The organism is Streptomyces sp. NPDC102514, from assembly GCF_055584525.1.
This window is the reverse complement of record NZ_JBVJLW010000011.1, coordinates 297,369-313,949: the sequence shown is the minus strand read 5'-3', so window position 1 is coordinate 313,949 and position 16,581 is coordinate 297,369. Positions and strand designations below refer to the sequence as shown.

16 protein-coding genes are annotated in these 16,581 nt (G+C 72.8%); 11 read left to right on the top strand and 5 right to left on the bottom strand.

Going from position 1 to position 16,581, the window contains the following annotated elements:
* Window positions 1-161 precede the first annotated feature (161 nt).
* Entirely contained in the window at window positions 162-803 is a 642-nt protein-coding gene (locus ACZ60E_RS27340) for a peptide deformylase (protein WP_384805709.1), read from the top strand.
* A gap of 90 nt (window positions 804-893) precedes the next feature.
* On the opposite strand, the gene ACZ60E_RS27335 is transcribed toward ACZ60E_RS27340, so the two are convergent.
* Window positions 894-2,330 carry a dihydrolipoyl dehydrogenase family protein gene (locus ACZ60E_RS27335; RefSeq protein ID WP_469443849.1) on the bottom strand — a complete coding sequence of 479 codons (1,437 nt, stop codon included), beginning with the start codon at window positions 2,328-2,330 and terminating at the stop codon, window positions 894-896.
* Between the two features lie 113 nt (window positions 2,331-2,443).
* Between ACZ60E_RS27335 and trxA the strand changes: the two genes are divergently transcribed.
* Complete coding sequence (gene trxA / locus ACZ60E_RS27330; RefSeq protein WP_263973099.1) at window positions 2,444-2,830, top strand: thioredoxin; 387 nt, start codon at window positions 2,444-2,446, stop codon at window positions 2,828-2,830.
* A 141-nt stretch (window positions 2,831-2,971) separates the two neighbouring features.
* Here the strand turns inward: trxA and ACZ60E_RS27325 are convergent, their stop codons facing one another.
* Both ACZ60E_RS27325 and ACZ60E_RS27320 read right to left on the bottom strand, forming a co-directional pair.
* A complete protein-coding gene (locus tag ACZ60E_RS27325) occupies window positions 2,972-4,006 on the bottom strand; it encodes a LacI family DNA-binding transcriptional regulator (RefSeq protein ID WP_469443847.1) in 1,035 nt (344 codons plus the stop codon).
* Window positions 4,007-4,140: 134 nt separating this feature from the next.
* Entirely contained in the window at window positions 4,141-4,803 is a 663-nt protein-coding gene (locus ACZ60E_RS27320) for a TetR/AcrR family transcriptional regulator (protein WP_469443845.1), read from the bottom strand.
* A gap of 118 nt (window positions 4,804-4,921) precedes the next feature.
* Between ACZ60E_RS27320 and ACZ60E_RS27315 the strand changes: the two genes are divergently transcribed.
* Complete coding sequence (locus tag ACZ60E_RS27315) at window positions 4,922-5,485, top strand: NAD(P)H-dependent oxidoreductase (protein WP_384805701.1); 564 nt, start codon at window positions 4,922-4,924, stop codon at window positions 5,483-5,485.
* Between the two features lie 129 nt (window positions 5,486-5,614).
* Here the strand turns inward: ACZ60E_RS27315 and ACZ60E_RS27310 are convergent, their stop codons facing one another.
* Window positions 5,615-6,496 (bottom strand): LLM class F420-dependent oxidoreductase, encoded by an 882-nt coding sequence (locus ACZ60E_RS27310; RefSeq protein WP_469443843.1) that lies wholly within the window; start codon window positions 6,494-6,496, stop codon window positions 5,615-5,617.
* Between the two features lie 248 nt (window positions 6,497-6,744).
* Between ACZ60E_RS27310 and ACZ60E_RS27305 the strand changes: the two genes are divergently transcribed.
* The 4 genes from ACZ60E_RS27305 (at window position 6,745) to ACZ60E_RS27290 (ending at window position 10,818) form a co-directional block, all read left to right on the top strand.
* Entirely contained in the window at window positions 6,745-8,214 is a 1,470-nt protein-coding gene (locus ACZ60E_RS27305) for an amidase (RefSeq protein WP_469443841.1), read from the top strand.
* Between the two features lie 10 nt (window positions 8,215-8,224).
* Entirely contained in the window at window positions 8,225-8,443 is a 219-nt protein-coding gene (locus tag ACZ60E_RS27300) for a hypothetical protein (protein ID WP_199854866.1), read from the top strand.
* Window positions 8,444-8,588: 145 nt separating this feature from the next.
* The gene (locus tag ACZ60E_RS27295; RefSeq protein WP_469443838.1) at window positions 8,589-10,085 is read left to right on the top strand and encodes an SPFH domain-containing protein; all 1,497 of its coding nucleotides are present in this window, start codon (window positions 8,589-8,591) and stop codon (window positions 10,083-10,085) included.
* Window positions 10,086-10,371: 286 nt separating this feature from the next.
* On the top strand, window positions 10,372-10,818 hold the full coding sequence (locus ACZ60E_RS27290) for a type II toxin-antitoxin system PemK/MazF family toxin (RefSeq protein ID WP_384805693.1): 447 nt from the start codon (window positions 10,372-10,374) through the stop codon (window positions 10,816-10,818).
* On the opposite strand, the gene ACZ60E_RS27285 is transcribed toward ACZ60E_RS27290, so the two are convergent.
* Entirely contained in the window at window positions 10,803-11,678 is an 876-nt protein-coding gene (locus ACZ60E_RS27285; RefSeq protein ID WP_469443836.1) for a TIGR02452 family protein, read from the bottom strand. The two genes, ACZ60E_RS27290 and ACZ60E_RS27285, sit on opposite strands and share 16 nt — an antisense overlap.
* A 258-nt stretch (window positions 11,679-11,936) precedes the next feature.
* Here ACZ60E_RS27285 and egtA point away from each other — a divergent pair, with 258 nt between their 5' ends.
* From egtA to egtD, 4 genes are read left to right on the top strand one after another with little or no spacing between them, the layout of a single operon-like run.
* Window positions 11,937-13,340 carry an ergothioneine biosynthesis glutamate--cysteine ligase EgtA gene (egtA, locus tag ACZ60E_RS27280; protein WP_469443834.1) on the top strand — a complete coding sequence of 468 codons (1,404 nt, stop codon included), beginning with the start codon at window positions 11,937-11,939 and terminating at the stop codon, window positions 13,338-13,340.
* Entirely contained in the window at window positions 13,337-14,683 is a 1,347-nt protein-coding gene (gene egtB / locus ACZ60E_RS27275; RefSeq protein ID WP_469443833.1) for an ergothioneine biosynthesis protein EgtB, read from the top strand. The genes egtA and egtB overlap by 4 nt, the downstream gene beginning before the upstream one ends.
* Window positions 14,683-15,549 (top strand): ergothioneine biosynthesis protein EgtC, encoded by an 867-nt coding sequence (gene egtC, locus ACZ60E_RS27270; RefSeq protein ID WP_469443831.1) that lies wholly within the window; start codon window positions 14,683-14,685, stop codon window positions 15,547-15,549. The genes egtB and egtC overlap by 1 nt, the downstream gene beginning before the upstream one ends.
* Window positions 15,546-16,508, top strand: a complete 963-nt coding sequence (gene egtD, locus ACZ60E_RS27265; protein WP_384805683.1) for an L-histidine N(alpha)-methyltransferase — start codon at window positions 15,546-15,548, stop codon at window positions 16,506-16,508. Before egtC ends, egtD begins: the two co-directional genes overlap by 4 nt.
* Window positions 16,509-16,581: the final 73 nt, after the last annotated feature.

The following is a 16,581-nucleotide window of genomic DNA, read 5'->3' as shown; positions in this document are numbered from 1 at the left end:
GTCGGGCAGGGGACGACGGGGCCGTACTCGGCCGTTGCGGTGCAGTAGTCGGTCCGCGGGCCCGTCGAGTTCCCGGAGATTCATGTGGCGTGGGTCACACACCTGTTCGTACGCCAGGGAGCCGCCTCGCACCCCGGAGTTCCGCTTGGCATGCTGGCGCGATGGCATCATCCAGTGACCTCACGCCCCTCAGCGACCGAGTGGAGGAACTCCTCTCCCGTACGGGCCCGTTGCCGATCGTCTCCGCCGGTGACCCCGTGCTGCGCGGTGCGGCCGAGCCGTTCGACGGCCAGCTCGATCCGGCGCTCCTGGCCCGCTTCGTCGCGGCCCTGCGCGACACCATGCACGCGGCACCGGGAGTCGGGCTGGCCGCGCCCCAGGTGGGCATCCCGCTGCGGATCGCGGTGATCGAGGACCCGGCGCCCGTCCCGGACGAGATCCGCGAGGTACGCGGCCGGGTGCCGCTGCCCTTCCGGGTCCTGGTCAATCCGGTGTACGAGCCCGTGGGCACGGCGCGTGCCGCGTTCTTCGAGGGCTGTCTGAGTGTGCCGGGCTGGCAGGCGGTGGTGGCGAGGCCCGCCGAGGTGCGGCTCCTGGCGCGGGACGAGCACGGCGGGCCGGTGGACGAGGTGTTCACGGGCTGGCCGGCCCGGATCGTCCAGCACGAGACCGACCACCTGGACGGCACGCTCTACCTCGACCGGGCCGAACTGCGCTCGCTGTCCTCGAACGAGGCGATGGCGCAGTGGTGGGCCCAGCCGACTCCGTCGGAGGCGGCGAAGGGGCTGGGCTTCGAGCTGTAGCGCGCCCTTCCGCACGGTCGGGCCCGGCTGCTTCTCCGCCGGGCCCGACCACTTACCCGCCGGGCCGGGCTACTCCCCCGCCCGGCCGGGCTACTTGCTGTCGCGGTACGCCTCCAGCAGCCTCAGCCACACCTCGCTGACCGTCGGGTAGGACGGGACCGCGTGCCACAGCCGGTTCACCGGGACCTCTCCGACGACCGCGATCGTGGCGGAGTGGATCAGTTCGCCGACGCCGGGGCCGACGAAGGTGACACCGCGCAGGGTCTCGGTGTCCAGGTCGACGATCATGCGGGCCCGGCCGCGGTAGCCGTCGGCGTACAGGCCGGCGCCGGCGACCGTGGAGAGGTCGACGTCGACCGCCCTGACGCGGTGGCCGGCCTGCTCGGCCTCGGCGAGGGAGAGGCCCACGGAGCCGGCCTCCGGGTCGGTGAAGACGACCTGGGGAACGGCGGCGTTGTCGGCGGTCGCGGAGTGCGCGCCCCAGGGGTCGGTCTCCAGCAGCGGCACACCGGCCGCGCGGGCGGCGATGGCCGCGCCCGCGATCCGGGCCTGGTACTTGCCCTGGTGGGTGAGCAGGGCACGGTGGTTGACGTCGCCGACCCCGTACAGCCAGTCGGTGCCCGTGACGCGGAGGCTGTCGTCGACCTCCAGCCAGGAACCGGGCGTGAGGCCGACCGTCTCCAGGCCGACGTCGTCGGTGCGCGGGGCGCGTCCGGTGGCGAAGAGGATCTCGTCGGCCTCGATGCGGTCGCCCGTGGAGGTGGTGACGACGACCGTGCCGCCCTCCCGGGTCACCGACTCGACCGAGGCGCCGGTGCGCACGTCCGCGCCCGCCTCGGTGAGCGCCTCGGCGACCAGCTCGCCCGCGAAGGGCTCCATGCGGGGCAGCAGGCCCTTGCCGCGGACGAGGATCGTGACCTGGGAGCCGAGGGCCTGCCAGGCGGTGGCCATCTCGACGCCGACGACTCCCCCGCCGACGACGACGAGGCGGCCCGGGACGGCCTGGGCGCTGGTGGCCTCACGGCTGGTCCAGGGCTTGACCTCGTCGATGCCCGGCAGGTCGGGCAGGACGGCCCGGGTGCCGGTGCTGACCGCCACGGCGTGCCGGGCGGTCAGCACGTGCCGTTCCCCGTCGGGGCCCTCGACGGTGACCCGGCGCGGCCCGTCGAGCCTGCCGTGTCCTCGGTAGAGGTCGACTCCGACACCTTCGAGCCACTGGACCTGGCCGTCGTCCTTCCAGTCCGAGGTGTAGTAGTTGCGGTGGGCGAGGACCTCTGCCGCGTCGAGGGGACCCTGCACGGCCTGGCGCAGTCCTGGCACCTTGCGGGCGTCCGCGCGGGCGATCGCCGGGCGCAGCAGGACCTTGCTGGGCATGCAGGCCCAGTACGAGCACTCGCCGCCGACCAGTTCGCTCTCCACGATCGCGGCGGAGAGGCCTGCCGCGCGGGCGCGGTCGGCGACGTTCTCCCCCACGGGCCCGGCCCCTAGCACCACGACGTCGTACACGTTGGTTTCCGTTTCCGTCATGGGGTCAGTCTGGTCGTTGGTGTGGGTCGTGGCCACACGGGTAGGCGCGCGGAATACGGCGCCGGTCGGTGCCGTTGTGCACAACGGCCACGCACCGACCCCGAGAAGAGGGAATCAACGCCATGAGCAGCACCGTGGAGCTCACCAAGGAGAACTTCGACCAGACGGTCACGGACAACGAATTCGTCCTGATCGACTTCTGGGCGTCCTGGTGCGGCCCGTGCCGGCAGTTCGCCCCGGTCTACGAGAAGGCGGCGGAGGCCAATTCCGACCTGGTGTTCGCCAAGGTGGACACGGAGGCGCAGCCGGAGCTGGCCGCGGCCTTCGAGATCCAGTCGATCCCGACGCTGATGATCATCCGCGACCAGGTCGCGATCTTCTCGCAGCCGGGTGCGCTGCCCGAGGCCGCCCTGGAGGACGTCATCGGCCAGGCCCGCAAGCTGGACATGGACGAGGTCCGCAAGTCGGTGGCGGAGCAGCAGGCGAAGCAGGCCGAGTAGCGGGGCGTGAACGGCGCCCCGAAGGGGGCGCGGGGAACTGCGCGAGCAACCCCCACACGGCCGCGGACGAACATCCTGGCGGACGGTTCCGGCGGTCGGCGGCAGCCCCCAGGGCGCTGCCCCCGGCCGGCCGGGGAGCCGTCAGCTCGACTCCCGGTGGACGACCTCCGCCCCCAGCACCACACGGGCCTCCGGCTCCGCCGAAGGCTCCCGCACGGCACGGTCGACCAGCTCGGCCAGTTCCTCCCCGGACGGCAGCTCGATGTGGACCGTGCTCAGCCGCGGCCGCAGCAGCCGTCCGAGCATCAGATCGTCCGCGCCGACGACGGCCGTCTCCTCCGGGATGCCGACCCCCTCGTCCTGCAGCGCTCGCATCAGCAGCATCGCGAACTCGTCGTTGTACGAGAAGACGGCGTCCAGGCCGAGCGACCGCCAGCGCTCCGCGAGATCGGCCGCGGCCTTCTCGTCGTAGGCGAGCGGCACCTCGGTCACCGTGGCGTCCGTGCCGGTCAGGGCCTGGCGTACGCCTTCGAGCCGGGGCCTGGAGAAGATCTCCAGACCGGGATCCTCGGGCACCAGCACCCCGACGCGCCGGTAGCCCCGGGCCAGCAGGTGCGCGCCGACGCTGCGGCCGACCTCCTGGTGGTCCATGAGGAGCGCGTGTGCGCCCTCGATGCGTTCGGGACCGAGGGTGACCACGGCCCGGGCGCCGGAGCGCTTGAGCACGGACACGCCACGCGGTCCGAGGCCCCCGCCGGGCGCCAGTACGGCGACCGGCCGCAGCTCGGCCCAGGCGCGGGCCGCCTCGTCGCCCCGCAGGCCCAGTCCCCCGTACTGCACGACGGTGTATTCGAGGCGGCTGAGCGCCCATTGGAGTTCGTTGAAGAACTGGCTGTAGAGCGGGCCCACGGGCACGTCCGGCGCGGGCATCAGGACCATGCGGCTGTGCCCGGCGCGCAGGCTGCGGGCCGCGGCGTGCGGCACGTACCCGAGTTCCTCGGCCGCCTGGTGGACGCGGCGGCGGGTGGGTTCGCTGATCCGTACGGCGCTGGTGTTGTTGAGGACGTAGGAGACGGTCGCGCGTGACACACCCGCCAGACGGGCCACATCGGCACTCGTCGGCACGGAGCGCTGCGCGGGCGGCGGAGGGGCGGATGTTTTCGGTATCTGCACCATGAGGTACGGCATCCTTGCAGAAGCCCCGCGCGGGCCCGGGGCCGGGGGCGCCCCAAGTCGCTTCCCTGCCAAGGCAGTTCCGTTCGGATCAGGTGTGCGACTCCGTACGGGTCAAGTCGGCGACTCGGTACGGGTCAGGCCGGCGGCTCCGTGCGCGTCACGCGTGCGACCAGGTCGGTCCAGCCCGCTTCCAGCCGCTCCAGCGGCATCCCGCACTCCTTGGTCAGGTGGTGGATCAGCGCGGGGTCGAGGTATCCCATCAGCGTCTGGGCGAGGAGGGCGCAGTCGGCGTCCGGCGCCGCCTGGCGCAGCAGCAGGGTGACGTGGCCGGTCAGGAAACGCTGGGGCGGGAACGAGAAGCGGCGGGCCGGTTCCGGCTGGGCGGCCAGTTGCAGATCCAGCTGCTCGACCGACTGACGCAGCACGGCGCATCCGAACGCTCTCAGCCGCTCGACCGGCGGCGCGCCGGGGCCCAGCGGCGGCGGGCCGCTGAGGAAGGCGGCCTGGAGCTGCTTGGCGGAGTGGTCGAGGAGCGCCATGAGCAGGCCGGTGCGGTCGCCGAAGCGGCGGAAGACGGTTCCTTTGCCGACCTCGGCGGCCACGGCCACCGCCTCCATCGTGACGCCGGCCGCGCCGTGCTCCGCGACCAGGCGGGTGGCCGCCTCCAGCAGCCGGGCCCGGTTGCGGGCCGCGTCCGCACGCAGGCACGGCTCGTCCTCACCGGTGGTGAGTTCCAGGAGAACGGGCTCGCCGGTCGGCACCTGGGGCTTGGGAAAGGGCGGCAGGGAGGCGGACATGAAGACAGCGTAACGCCGGGGGAAGAAAACTGGACCGTGGTCCGTTTGGCTGGTAGAACTTTAAACGGACCCCGGTCCGGATCGTAACGGCAATGTTTCATCCTCCTTGGAGCCCCCCATGACTGTTCGTATCCTCGCGCTCGTCGGCAGCCTTCGCGCCGGCTCGCACAACCGCCAGCTCGCCGAGGCCGCCGTCAAGCTCGCGCCCGAGGGCGCGGAGGTCGACCTGTTCGAGGGCCTGGCCGACATCCCCTTCTACAACGAGGACATCGACATCGAGGGCGACGTCCCGGCCGCCGCCGCCCGGCTGCGCGAGGCCGCGGGCAGCGCCGACGCCATCCTGCTGTTCTCGCCCGAGTACAACGGCACCATCCCGGCCGTCCTGAAGAACGCCATCGACTGGCTGTCCCGCCCGTTCGGCGCGAGCGGCCTCAAGGACAAGCCCCTCGCCGTGGTCGGTACCGCCTACGGCCAGTTCGGCGGCGTCTGGGCGCAGGACGAGGCCCGCAAGGCCGCCGGCATCGCCGGTGCCAAGGTTCTCGAGGACATCAAGCTCTCCATCGCCGGCTCGGTCGTCCGCTTCGCCGAGACGCACCCCTCCGACGACGCCGAGGTCGCCGCGCAGCTGACCGAGGTCATCAGCCGGATCCACGGCGAGGCCACCGCGCCCGTCGCCGCCTGACCCTCACACCTGCACGTTCCCTGCTGACGCGCGGCCCTCGCCGCGCGTCACAGCCGTACGCGGTACCGGTGCAGTACGCGGCCCACGTGCCGTACACGGCTCTCGTGCCGTACGCGGCGCCGGTGCGCCTCAGTCGAGTCCGGCCAGCCGCTCGACCACCGGGGCGACCCCGCGCTCGATCCACTCGGCGGGCTCGTCGACGCGCGGGCCCAGGATCACGGTCTCGACGCCGAGCTTCGCGTAGTCCGCCATCTCCCGTGTGAAGGCGTCCAGTTCGGCCCCGCTCCTGGGGTCGCCCGAGTGGACCATCGTCTTGCGCACCTCGGCGTAGTCACGGCCCACGGCGTCGCAGTGCCCGCGCAGGACGTCCAGCTTGTGCCCGACCTCCTCGGGGGTCGAGGCGAACAGGTTGCAGGCGTCCGCGTACCGGGCCACCAGCCGCAGCGTCTTCTTCTCGCCGCCGCCACCGACCATGATCTCCGGACGCGGGGTGCTCACCGGAGCCGGTACGCAGAGGGTCTCGGAGAGCCGGTAGTGCTTGCCCTCGAAGGGGCCGTTCGTCTGCGGGTCCCACATCTGCAGACAGATCCGCAGCGTCTCCTCCAGCCGTTCGAAACGCTCCGCGAGCGCCGGGAACGGCACGCCCAGGCCCTCGTGCTCGCGGTCGTACCAGGCCGCCCCGATCCCCAGCGCGGCCCGCCCGCCCGACAGGACGTCGAGCGTGGTGGCGATCTTGGCGAGGAGGCCGGGGTGGCGGTAGGTCACCCCGGTCACGAGCGTCCCGAGCTGAACGGTGGAGGTGTGGGCGGCGAGGAAACCGAGGGTCGTGTACGACTCCAGCATGGCGTCCTCGGCACCGCCGTTGAACTCCATCTGGAAGTAGTGGTCCATGACCGACATCCAGCTCACGCCCGCGGCCTCGGCGGCGGCGCCCGCCGCGGCCAGTTCCGGGCCGAGCGCGCTAGCGCCGCGAGGATGGTTGAACCGGTTGATGTGCACGCCGACCCGCATGTGCTTCTCCGTCGCTCTCGGACCACCGCCGGACGGTCGCCGACTCCCGTGACGGTAGAACTTGAAGAGCACTCCAAGGCAAGGGCGGACCGCCGGGGAAGGGCCCGGCGCATGAGCGAACAGCCGTCCCCGCCAACGAAGTCGGACGCCCCGTACCGCATACGCCATCCGGAGGTTACCGTTCGGTAGACATCGTGCTCCCGGAGGTGGCAGCCCCTCATGACGCCCAACCGTGTACGGAAGCCCGTATGACGTCCGGCCGTGCCGCGGGGCTCGCGGAGCGCGCCCGTGCCCTGGCCGAGGGCTCGGTGTCCTCGCGGGCGCTCGTCGAGGAGGCCCTCGCCGGGATCGCGGCGACCCAGGGCACGCTGAACGCCTTCCGGCTGGTGCGCGCCGAGGCCGCGCTCGCGGAGGCCGACGCCGCCGACAGGGAACGGGCGGTGGGCGGCCACCGGCCGCTGCTCGGGGTGCCGGTGGCGGTCAAGGACGACATGGACGTGGCGGGCGAACCGACGGCCTTCGGCTGCCGCGGCGCGTTCCCGCCGGTCGCCGAGGACGGCGAGGCGGTACGCCGGCTGCGGGCGGCCGGGGCCGTGATCGTCGGCAAGACCAACACCTGCGAGCTGGGACAGTGGCCCTTCACCGAGGGCCCGGCCTTCGGCGACACCCGCAACCCGTGGCACACCGGCCACACCCCGGGCGGCTCGTCCGGCGGTTCGGCCGCCGCCGTCGCGGCGGGTCTCGTTCCCGCCGCGCTGGGCTCGGACGGGGCGGGCTCGGTGCGCATCCCCGCGTCCTGGACCCATCTGATCGGCATCAAACCGCAGCGCGGCCGGATCTCGACCTGGCCGCGCCCGGAGTCCTTCCACGGCATCACGGTCAACGGCACGCTGGCCCGTACGGTCGAGGACGCGGCGCTGCTCCTGGACGCGGCGAGCGGCAGCCACGCACGCGACCTGCACCGCCCGCCCGCGCTCCGCACGGCCGACGCGGTGGGCCGGGACCCGGGGCGGCTGCGGATCGCACTGTCGCTGAAACCTCCGTTCACGGCGGTGCCCGCACGCCTGCGCCCCGACGTACGGGCCCGGGTCGTCGCCCTCGCGGAACGGCTGGCCGCGCTCGGGCACGAGGTCGAGGAGGCCGACCCGGCGTACGGGCAGATCGGTCTCGCGTTCCTTCCGCGCGCCACCGCCGGGATCGCCGAGCGCGTACGTGACGTGCCCGACCCCGCCCTCCTCGACCGGCGTACCCGTGAGGCGGCCCGGCTCGGGCGGCTGCTCGGCGGGGCCCCGCTGCGGGCCGCCCGGCGCGCCGAGGCACGGCTGCACCGGCGGATCGGGGCGCTCTTCACGACGTACGACGTGGTCCTGGCGCCGACGACGGCCGCTCCTGCGCCGCGGATCGGCGCGCTGCACGGGCTGAGCGGGTTCGGCACGGACCGGGCCATGATCGCCGCGTGTCCGTACGCCTGGCCGTGGAACGTGCTGGGCTGGCCCGGGGTGAACGTCCCCGCGGGCTTCGTCGACGGCTTCCTTCCCGTGGGCGCCCAGCTCCTCGGCCCCGCGCACAGCGAGCCGCTCCTCGTCTCGCTCGCCGCGCAACTGGAGGCGGACCAGCGGTGGTTCGAGCGGTGGCCGGGCCACGCGACGGGTCACGAAACGGGCGGCGGTGCGACGGAGTCCGGTCCGCACGCCGGTCCATGGTCCGCGGGCCCGTAGGCTTGGTGTCATGGACGACGCGTCGATGGTGGGGCTCATGGGGCGGGTCACCGGAACGGTGGGGCCCGGGCTCGTCGGCGAGGTGATCGTCCGGGTGCGGGGCGGCGCCGAGCACTTCCTCGCGTACGCCGCCTCCTCGAAGGACCGCATCGAGTCGGGCACGGTCGTCATGGTGGTGGAGTACCTGCCGCCGCGCACGGTGTACGTGTCGCCCGCGTACGACAGTTGAAGCCGGTGCGGGCGCTTTGACCATGTGAGCGTGTAGTACGTATCAAGGATGTCCCAAGGACGCGTCGGGCTCTGTACCCGCGGGTCCGCGCGGGCGCACACTCCCTTCGTTCGGTGCCGAAAGGGCACCATGCAACAGGGGGCGAATGCCGATGATCGTCGGCGTCGTAGCGGGGGCAGTGGTCCTCGCGCTCGTTTTCATCGTGGTGGTCTTCAAGCTCATGTGGCGGGTCGCGGAGCCCAACGAAGCTCTGATCATCTCCGGTTCGAAGCATCGGATGGAGGGCCTCGAGGAGGGCATGGGCTTCCGTATCGTCACCGGGCGCGGCACGCTCGTCATGCCGGGCGTCCAGGCGGTGCGCAAACTCTCGCTCGACCTCAACGAGACCGAGCTGTCCGTGGACTGCGTGACCCACCAGGGCATTCCGCTCAAGGTGCGGGGCGTGGTCATCTTCAAGGTGGGCGACGACTTCGTGTCGATCGCCAACGCGGGGCGCCGCTTCCTCGACCAGCAGAAGCTGATGTCGGAGCGGGTACACAACGTATTCGCCGGTCATCTGCGGTCCATCGTCGGCGGGTTGACCGTCGAGGACATGATCCGCGACCGGGAGAAGCTGACGGGGCAGACCCGTGCCGCGTGCGGTACGGAGATGGAGAAGCTGGGGCTGATCGTCGACTCGCTGCAGATCCACGAGATCGAGGATCCGACGGGGTACATCAAGAACCTGGCCATGCCGCACGCGGCGGCCGTCCAGCGGGACGCCCGGATCGCGCAGGCCGAGGCGAACCGGCTGGCCACCGAGGCCGAGCAGCAGGCCTCCGCGCGGATGGCGGAGGCGACCAGGGACAGCGAGATCCTGCAGGCCGGCTACCAGGCGGAGCGCGACAACGCCGCGGCCAAGTCGCGGCAGGCCGGGCCGCTCGCCGAAGCGAGGGCCCGCCAGGAGGTCGTGGTCCAGGAGACACGCGTCGCCGAACTGAAGGCGCACCGGCGCGAACAGCAGCTGCAGGCGGACGTCCGCAAGCCCGCGGACGCGAAGGCGTACGAGAAGCGCACGCTGGCCGAGGCGGAGCGCGATGTGCGGATCTCCGCGGCGCAGGCCAAGGCGAAGGAGACGGAGCTGGCCGCCGCGGCGGAGGCGACCCGGGTCAAGACGGCCGCGGGGGCGGAGGCCGAGGCCACGAAGGCGCGTGGGTCCGCGGTCGCGACCGCCACCCGGGCGACGGGTGAGGCGGAGGCCGCCGCCGCGCAGGCCAAGGGGCTGGCGATCGCCGAGTCCACGCGGGCGAAGGGGCTCGCGGAGGCGGAGGCCATCGCGGCGCGGGCCGCCGCCCTGGCCGAGAACCAGGAGGCCGTCGTCGCGCAGCAACTCGCGGAGAACTGGCCGGAGATCGTCAAGGCCGGTGCGGGGGCGTTCGGGAACGTCGAGCACATGGTGCTGCTGAACGGGGCCGAGGGGATGTCGGACATGTTCGCCAAGGCGCTGACCATGGGCGGGACGGGGCTCGGGCTTGCCCGACAGCTGCTCGCGTCCATGAACACGAACGGGCATGCGGGCAAGGAGGGTTCGCCTGTGAACGGGTTCACGTCTCCGGGGGCTTCCCCGGGTTCACAGAAGGTGGCGGTGGACGGGGAGTCGTAGCGGCGCCGTCGGGGTGGGCGTTCGTTGACGGGTGCGGGTCCGTCGTGGCCGGTCGCGCCGTTCCCCGCGCCCCTGAAAAACGGCCGTCACCCGCGTCCCCGGCGGGAAAGAGGCGCGGGTTGGGGAGTCGTAGCGGCGCCGTCGGGGTGGGTGATCGTCGACGGGTGCGGGTCCGTCGTGGCTGGGCGCGCCGTTCCCCGCGCCCCTGAAAGCGGCGGTTGCCCGTGCCCCTGGCTGGAAAGGGGCGTGGCAATCGCCGCTGGGGGCGCGGGTTAACGTGTCCGCTGTGACTGCTTCTGCCGAGCAAGATGTTCCTGGGCGATTCGGGCCCTCCGCCACCGTCGAGGCCGATCCGCGGCGGGTCGGGGTCGTGCGGACCGAGTACTCCCCCGCGCACGACGGCGACCCGGACCCGGGCGAGATCGTGTGGACCTGGGTGCCCTACGAGGAGAACGACGGGCGGGGCAAGGACCGGCCCGTGCTGGTGGTCGCCCGCGAGGGTGCCGACACGTTCCTCGCCGTGCAGTTGTCGAGCAAGGGGCACGACGGCGACCGGGAGTGGGTGCCGATCGGCAGCGGGCCCTGGGACCGGTCCGGGCGCGACTCGTGGGTGGACGTGGACCGGGTGCTGCGGCTGCACGAGAAGGGGATGCGCCGGGAGGCGTGCGCGCTGGACCGGATGCGGTTCAACCTGGTGGTGCACCGGCTGCGGGAGCGCTACGGCTGGCGCTGAACGGGCCTGAACGCCTGCTCGAAGGCCGTCCTGACCACCGCTCCCCTCGTCCGGTCCAGCACGCCGAAGACGACGTGCTCGAAGGCGCGGGAGAAACGTCCGCCGTCCCCGAGGAGCGTGGCGAAGGTGCTCGCCACCTGCGCCGGGTCGTTCTGGAACACTCCGCAGCCCCAGGCGCCCAGCACCAGCCGGCGGTAGCCGTGCGCCTCGGCCGTCTCCAGGACGCGCTCGGCGCGGGAGGCCAGGGCGCGCGGTAGCTCGGGCACGCGCTCCGGCATGGTGCGCTTGATCACTCCGGCGTTGGGTGCGGCGGCCGTGAGGAATCCGGCGGTGTACGGCTCGTCGAGCAGCGCTCCCCGGTCGTCGCGGAAGACCGGGACGGCCGGTGAGTGGATCACCCGATCGGTGTAGAAGGTGTCGCGGTGTGTCCGGTGGTGGTCGTAGAACGCACGCACCCCCACCACGCACGTGTAGAGCGCGGAGGCCCGGCACAGGGCCTCCTCCTGGGCCTGCGCGCCGTTCAGATAGCCCCCGCCCGGATTGCGCGCCGAGGAGAAGTTCAGCACCGCGACCGGGCCGGTCAGCCGGCGGGCCGCTTCCAGGCTGCTCTCGCCCGTGACCTCGAAGAACGTGTCCGCGAAGGACGCAATCGCGGAGGGCGTACTCGCGGAGGGCGTGTTCGCGGGGTCCGGCACGGGGCCCACCGCCCCCACGGGCTCCGGACCGTACATCCGGGTGCCTTCCCGTGCGGCGGCCACCGCCGCGGCGATCGACACCTCGCGCCCGTCGGACGCGCGGTACGAACCCGCCGCGACGATCTCCTCCGTCCGCCGTGCGATCGCGCGCAGCCGTGCGCTCATGGCGCCACCCCTGTAGGCGCCGTGCTCGCGCCCCGCGCGATCTCCCCCGGTACCTCTGCCGCATCCCCCGTCGTGCTCATGAACGCATGGTGAGCGATCCTGGTCTGGAGTCGCAACAGAGTTTCACGCACCCAAAAGCGGCGATACGCACCCTTGTGCGAACCGACTCAAGGGTCTTGGGTGGGACGAGCGTCTGTCGGGCCGGCCCATCCGAAGCCGGACCCGACGGCATGGATGGAATCTCAGGAGGATCCCGACATGTCCGATTCGGTGAGTGACTGTACGGAGCCACGCCGCTCCGCCGTCACCGAGGCCGAAGTGGAGGCACTGGTCCGAGGCATATGCTTCAAAACCGGACCGCCTCGCTTCCTCGGTGTGGAACTCGAATGGCTCGTCCACGAGCCGCGCTCCCCGCGGCTCCCCGTACCACCTGAACGTCGCGAAGCGGCCTACGCCGCAGTGCGGGCCCTGCCCCTGAGTTCGGCGGTCACCGTCGAACCGGGCGGACAGCTGGAGCTCAGCTCCGCACCCGCCGCCTCCCTGATGGAGTGCATCGCCTCCGTCTCCGCCGACCTCGACGCCGTACGCGGTGTACTGCGTGAGGCGGGTCTCGCCCTCTGCGGACTGGGCCAGGACCCCTGGAACGAACCCACCCGGTTCCTCCATGAGCCGCGTTACGACGCCATGGAGACCTGTCTCGACCGCGCGGGCCCCGAGGGCCGCGCCATGATGTGCTCCTCCGCCTCCGTCCAGGTCTGCCTGGACGCCGGGTACGAGGAACCGGGACCGCTCGGTCTCGGACGGCGCTGGTGGCTGGCCCATCAGCTGGGCGCGGTGCTGGTGGGCGCCTTCGCCAATTCCCCGATGGCCCGGGGTCGGCCCACGGGCTGGCGCTCCACCCGGCAGTCCCTGTGGGCAGCGATGGATCCGGGCCGCACCAGCGCCCCGCCCCTCGACGGCGACCCGCGGGCCGCCTGGGCACGGCACGTCCTGGACGCGCCGGTGATGTGCGTGCGCGCGCCCAGCGGCCCCTGGGCCGTACCGGAGGGGCTGAGTTTCCGGGAGTGGACCCGGTCCGACGCTCCGCCCGGCCGGGAGGACCTCGACTACCACCAGACGACCCTGTTCCCGCCGGTCCGGCCGCGCGGGCATCTGGAGCTGCGCATGATCGACGCGCAGCCGGGCGACGACGGCTGGATCGTGCCACTGGCCGTGACGACGGCGCTGTTCGACGACCCGGAGGCCGCCGAGACCGCCTACCGGACGGTGAAACCCCTCGCCGAACGGGCCGGCGCGCTGCCCGCTCCGCTCAACCCGCTGTGGACGACCGCCGCCCGCTCGGGCCTGGCCGACCCGGAGCTGCGGGAGGCGGCCGTGACCTGTTTCGCGGCGGCTGCCGACGCGCTGCCCAGGATCGGCGCGAGCACCGAGGTGCAGCGGGCGGTCGCGGAGTTCACCGACCGCTTCGTCGCCCGGGGCCGGTGTCCCGCCGACGACCTGCTGGACCGTGCCGCCGACTCCGGTCATCCGGACCACGGCACGCTCCTCGGCGCCGGACAGGGCGCGGGACACAGCACGGGCCGCGGCTCGGAGGACGGCACGGGACACAGCACAGAACACGGCACAGAACACCTGCTCAGCGGGAAGGACTTCCGCCCATGACCGACCCCGGTACCGGCACCACGTTCGACGACCCGGAGGCGCTCAGGAAACGTGCGCTGGCGGCGCTGCTCACGGCCCGCGAGCGCACGGCACTGCTGACCTCCTGCGTCGAGGACCCCGAACTGACCGCGCAGCACTCGCCGTTGATGTCCCCGCTGGTGTGGGACCTCGCGCACATCGGCAACCAGGAAGAGCTGTGGCTGCTGCGGACGGTCGCCGGCCGTGACGCGCTGCGGCCCGACATCGACGGCCTGTACGACGCGTTCCAGCACCCGCGCGCCGAGCGGCCCTCGCTTCCGCTGCTGCCGCCCGCGGAGGCCCGCACCTACGCCGCCGAGGTGCGCGGGCGGGCGCTCGACATCCTGGAGAGCACCGCGTTCGAAGGCACCGGCGCCCGGCTGACCGAAGCCGGGTTCGCCTTCGGCATGATCGCCCAGCACGAACAGCAGCACGACGAGACCATGCTGATCACCCATCAGCTCCGCCGGGGCCCGGTGGCCCTGACGGCTCCGGACCCGATGCCCGTACCCGCGTTCGGCGGGCCGGCCGAAGTGCTGGTCCCGGGCGGCCCGTTCACGATGGGCACGTCCACCGAGCCGTGGGCGCTGGACAACGAACGGCCGGCGCACGCGCGTCTGGTGCCGCCGTTCTTCATCGACACCACCCCGGTGACGAACGAGGCGTACCAGGCGTTCATCGCCGACGGCGGCTACACCGACCGCCGCTGGTGGGCACCGGAGGGCTGGGCCCACATCCGGGAACACTCCATCGGGGCGCCGCTGTTCTGGCGCCGCGACGGCGGGCAGTGGCTGCGGCGGCGCTTCGGCGCCACCGAGGTCGTACCGCCCGACGAGCCCGTCCTGCACGTCAGCTGGTACGAGGCCGACGCGTACGCGCGCTGGGCGGGGCGGCGCCTGCCCAGCGAGGCCGAGTGGGAGAAGGCGGCGCGGCACGACCCGGAGACGGGCCGCTCGACGCGCTATCCGTGGGGCGACGCCGACCCCACGCCCGAGCACGCCAACCTCGGCCAGCGCCATCTGCGCCCGGCCCCGGCCGGCAGCTATCCGGAGGGCCAGTCACCGCTGGGCGTACGGCAGTTGATCGGTGACGTGTGGGAGTGGACGTCCAGCGAGCTGCTCCCCTATCCGGGCTTCCACGCCTTCCCGTACAAGGAGTACTCGGAGGTGTTCTTCGGGTCGGAGCACAAGGTGCTGCGCGGCGGCTCGTTCGCCGTGGACGCGGTGGCCTGCCGCGGGACGTTCCGCAACTGGGACTATCCGGTCCGGCGGCAGATCTTCTCCGGGTTCCGTACCGCCCGGGACGCCGCCCCGGACAGCGTCTGATGTGCCGTCATCTGGCATACCTGGGGCCCGAGGAGCCGCTGGGGCGGCTCCTCGTGGACCCGGCCCACAGCCTGTACCGCCAGTCGTGGGCGCCCCGGCGCCAGCGGCACGGGACCGTCAACGCCGACGGTTTCGGCGTCGGCTGGTACGCCGAGGACGACCCGGTCCCCGGGCGCTACCGGCGTACCGGGCCGATCTGGGGCGACCAGTCCTTCGCCGACCTCGCGCGGGTGGTGCGCTCGGGCGCGCTGCTCGCCGCGGTGCGGGACGCGACCCTGGCGGGGGCGGACGGGGAGGCCGCGGCGGCGCCGTTCGCCGCGGGCACCTGGCTGTTCAGCCACAACGGCGCGATCGCGGGCTGGCCGCGTTCGCTGGCGCCGCTGGCCGGGACGCTGCCCGCCGCGGACCTGCTGTCGATGGAGGCGCGCTGCGACTCGGCGCTCGTCTGGGCGCTGGTCCTGAACCGGCTGCGCGGCGGTGACGAGGAGGGGCAGGCCCTCGCCGACACGGTTCTCGACGTGGCGGCGGCGGCCCCCGGCTCCCGCCTCAACCTGCTGCTCACCAACGGCGAGGTGATCGCCGCCACCGCGTGGGGCGACACGCTCTGGTATCTGACCGAGCCCGGCCGGCGCACCGTCGTCGCGTCCGAGCCGTACGACGACGATCCGCACTGGCAGGAGGTGCCGGACCGCACGCTGCTCGCCGCGAGCCGCACGGACGTCCTGCTCACCCCGCTGAAGGACATCGACGCACCCGTGGCATCCATGGCGAACGCTTCCGCCCCGGGCGCTTCCGCCCCGGGCACCCCCGCATCGAGCACGTCCGTACCGAGCGCATCCGTTCCGAGCAAGGAGCCCCGTACGTGAGTCCGTTCCTGGTCACCCGCACGCTGCCCGAGGACGCCACGGACGCCGCCCTGCGGGCCGACGTCCTGCACGGCCTGACCCGCACTGCGAAGACGCTCCCGCCCAAGTGGTTCTACGACGCGCTCGGCAGTGAGCTCTTCGAGAAGATCACCGCGCTGCCCGAGTACTACCCGACCCGTGCCGAGCGCGAGATCCTCGTGGCCCGGGCGCCGGAGATCGCCGCGGCGACCGGCGCGCGCACGCTCGTCGAGCTGGGCTCGGGCTCGTCCGAGAAGACGAAGCACCTGCTCGACGCACTGCCCGCGCTGCACACCTATGTGCCGGTGGACGTGAGCGAGAGCGCGCTCAGGCAGGCCGGTGAGGCGCTGGCCACCGAGCGGCCCTCGCTCGACGTGCACGCGCTGATCGCCGACTTCACCGGTGGTCTCACGCTGCCCGACACGCCCGGCCCGCGGCTCGTCGTGTTCCTGGGCGGCACGCTCGGCAATCTGCTGCCCGCCGAACGCGCCTCGTTCCTGGCGTCGGTACGGTCCCTGCTGTCGCCCGGGGACGCCCTGCTCCTCGGCACCGACCTGGTGAAGGACGAGTCGGTGCTCGTCGCGGCCTACGACGACGCGGCGGGGGTGACGGCCGCGTTCAACAAGAACGTGCTGAGCGTCGTCAACCGCGAGCTCGGCGCGGACTTCGACCCCGACGGGTTCAGCCATGTCGCCCGCTGGAACGCCGAGGAGGAGTGGATCGAGATGCGGCTGCGGGCCCTGTCGGCCGTGACCGTGAAGATCCCGGCGCTCGACATCGCCGTGGAGTTCGCCGAGGGCGAGGAGATGCGCACCGAGGTGTCGGCGAAGTTCCGCGAGGCGGGCGTACGCGGAGAACTGGCCGCGACCGGACTCGAACTCACCCACTGGTGGACGGACGCCGAGGGGAGGTTCGCGCTGTCGCTGAGCACGGCCCGGTGAACCGCACCGGACCGGAGCCCGCCGGAATCCGTGTCCCCCGGGCCCACATCTCGCGGTCCCCCGCCTCGTGGGG

Excerpts from the sequence above, each read along its gene's own strand:
- egtA (WP_469443834.1), top strand. The coding sequence starts at position 11,937 with ATGTCCGATTCGGTGAGTGACTGTACGGAGCCACGCCGCTCCGCCGTC.
- ACZ60E_RS27320 (WP_469443845.1), bottom strand. The coding sequence starts at position 4,803 with ATGTCCGCCTCCCTGCCGCCCTTTCCCAAGCCCCAGGTGCCGACCGGC.
- ACZ60E_RS27305 (WP_469443841.1), top strand. The coding sequence starts at position 6,745 with ATGACGTCCGGCCGTGCCGCGGGGCTCGCGGAGCGCGCCCGTGCCCTG.
- ACZ60E_RS27340 (WP_384805709.1), top strand. The coding sequence starts at position 162 with ATGGCATCATCCAGTGACCTCACGCCCCTCAGCGACCGAGTGGAGGAA.
- ACZ60E_RS27300 (WP_199854866.1), top strand. The coding sequence starts at position 8,225 with ATGGACGACGCGTCGATGGTGGGGCTCATGGGGCGGGTCACCGGAACG.
- ACZ60E_RS27335 (WP_469443849.1), bottom strand. The coding sequence starts at position 2,330 with ATGACGGAAACGGAAACCAACGTGTACGACGTCGTGGTGCTAGGGGCC.
- ACZ60E_RS27315 (WP_384805701.1), top strand. The coding sequence starts at position 4,922 with ATGACTGTTCGTATCCTCGCGCTCGTCGGCAGCCTTCGCGCCGGCTCG.
- egtB (WP_469443833.1), top strand. The coding sequence starts at position 13,337 with ATGACCGACCCCGGTACCGGCACCACGTTCGACGACCCGGAGGCGCTC.
- ACZ60E_RS27310 (WP_469443843.1), bottom strand. The coding sequence starts at position 6,496 with ATGCGGGTCGGCGTGCACATCAACCGGTTCAACCATCCTCGCGGCGCT.
- ACZ60E_RS27285 (WP_469443836.1), bottom strand. The coding sequence starts at position 11,678 with ATGAGCGCACGGCTGCGCGCGATCGCACGGCGGACGGAGGAGATCGTC.
- ACZ60E_RS27325 (WP_469443847.1), bottom strand. The coding sequence starts at position 4,006 with ATGGTGCAGATACCGAAAACATCCGCCCCTCCGCCGCCCGCGCAGCGC.
- ACZ60E_RS27295 (WP_469443838.1), top strand. The coding sequence starts at position 8,589 with ATGCCGATGATCGTCGGCGTCGTAGCGGGGGCAGTGGTCCTCGCGCTC.
- egtC (WP_469443831.1), top strand. The coding sequence starts at position 14,683 with ATGTGCCGTCATCTGGCATACCTGGGGCCCGAGGAGCCGCTGGGGCGG.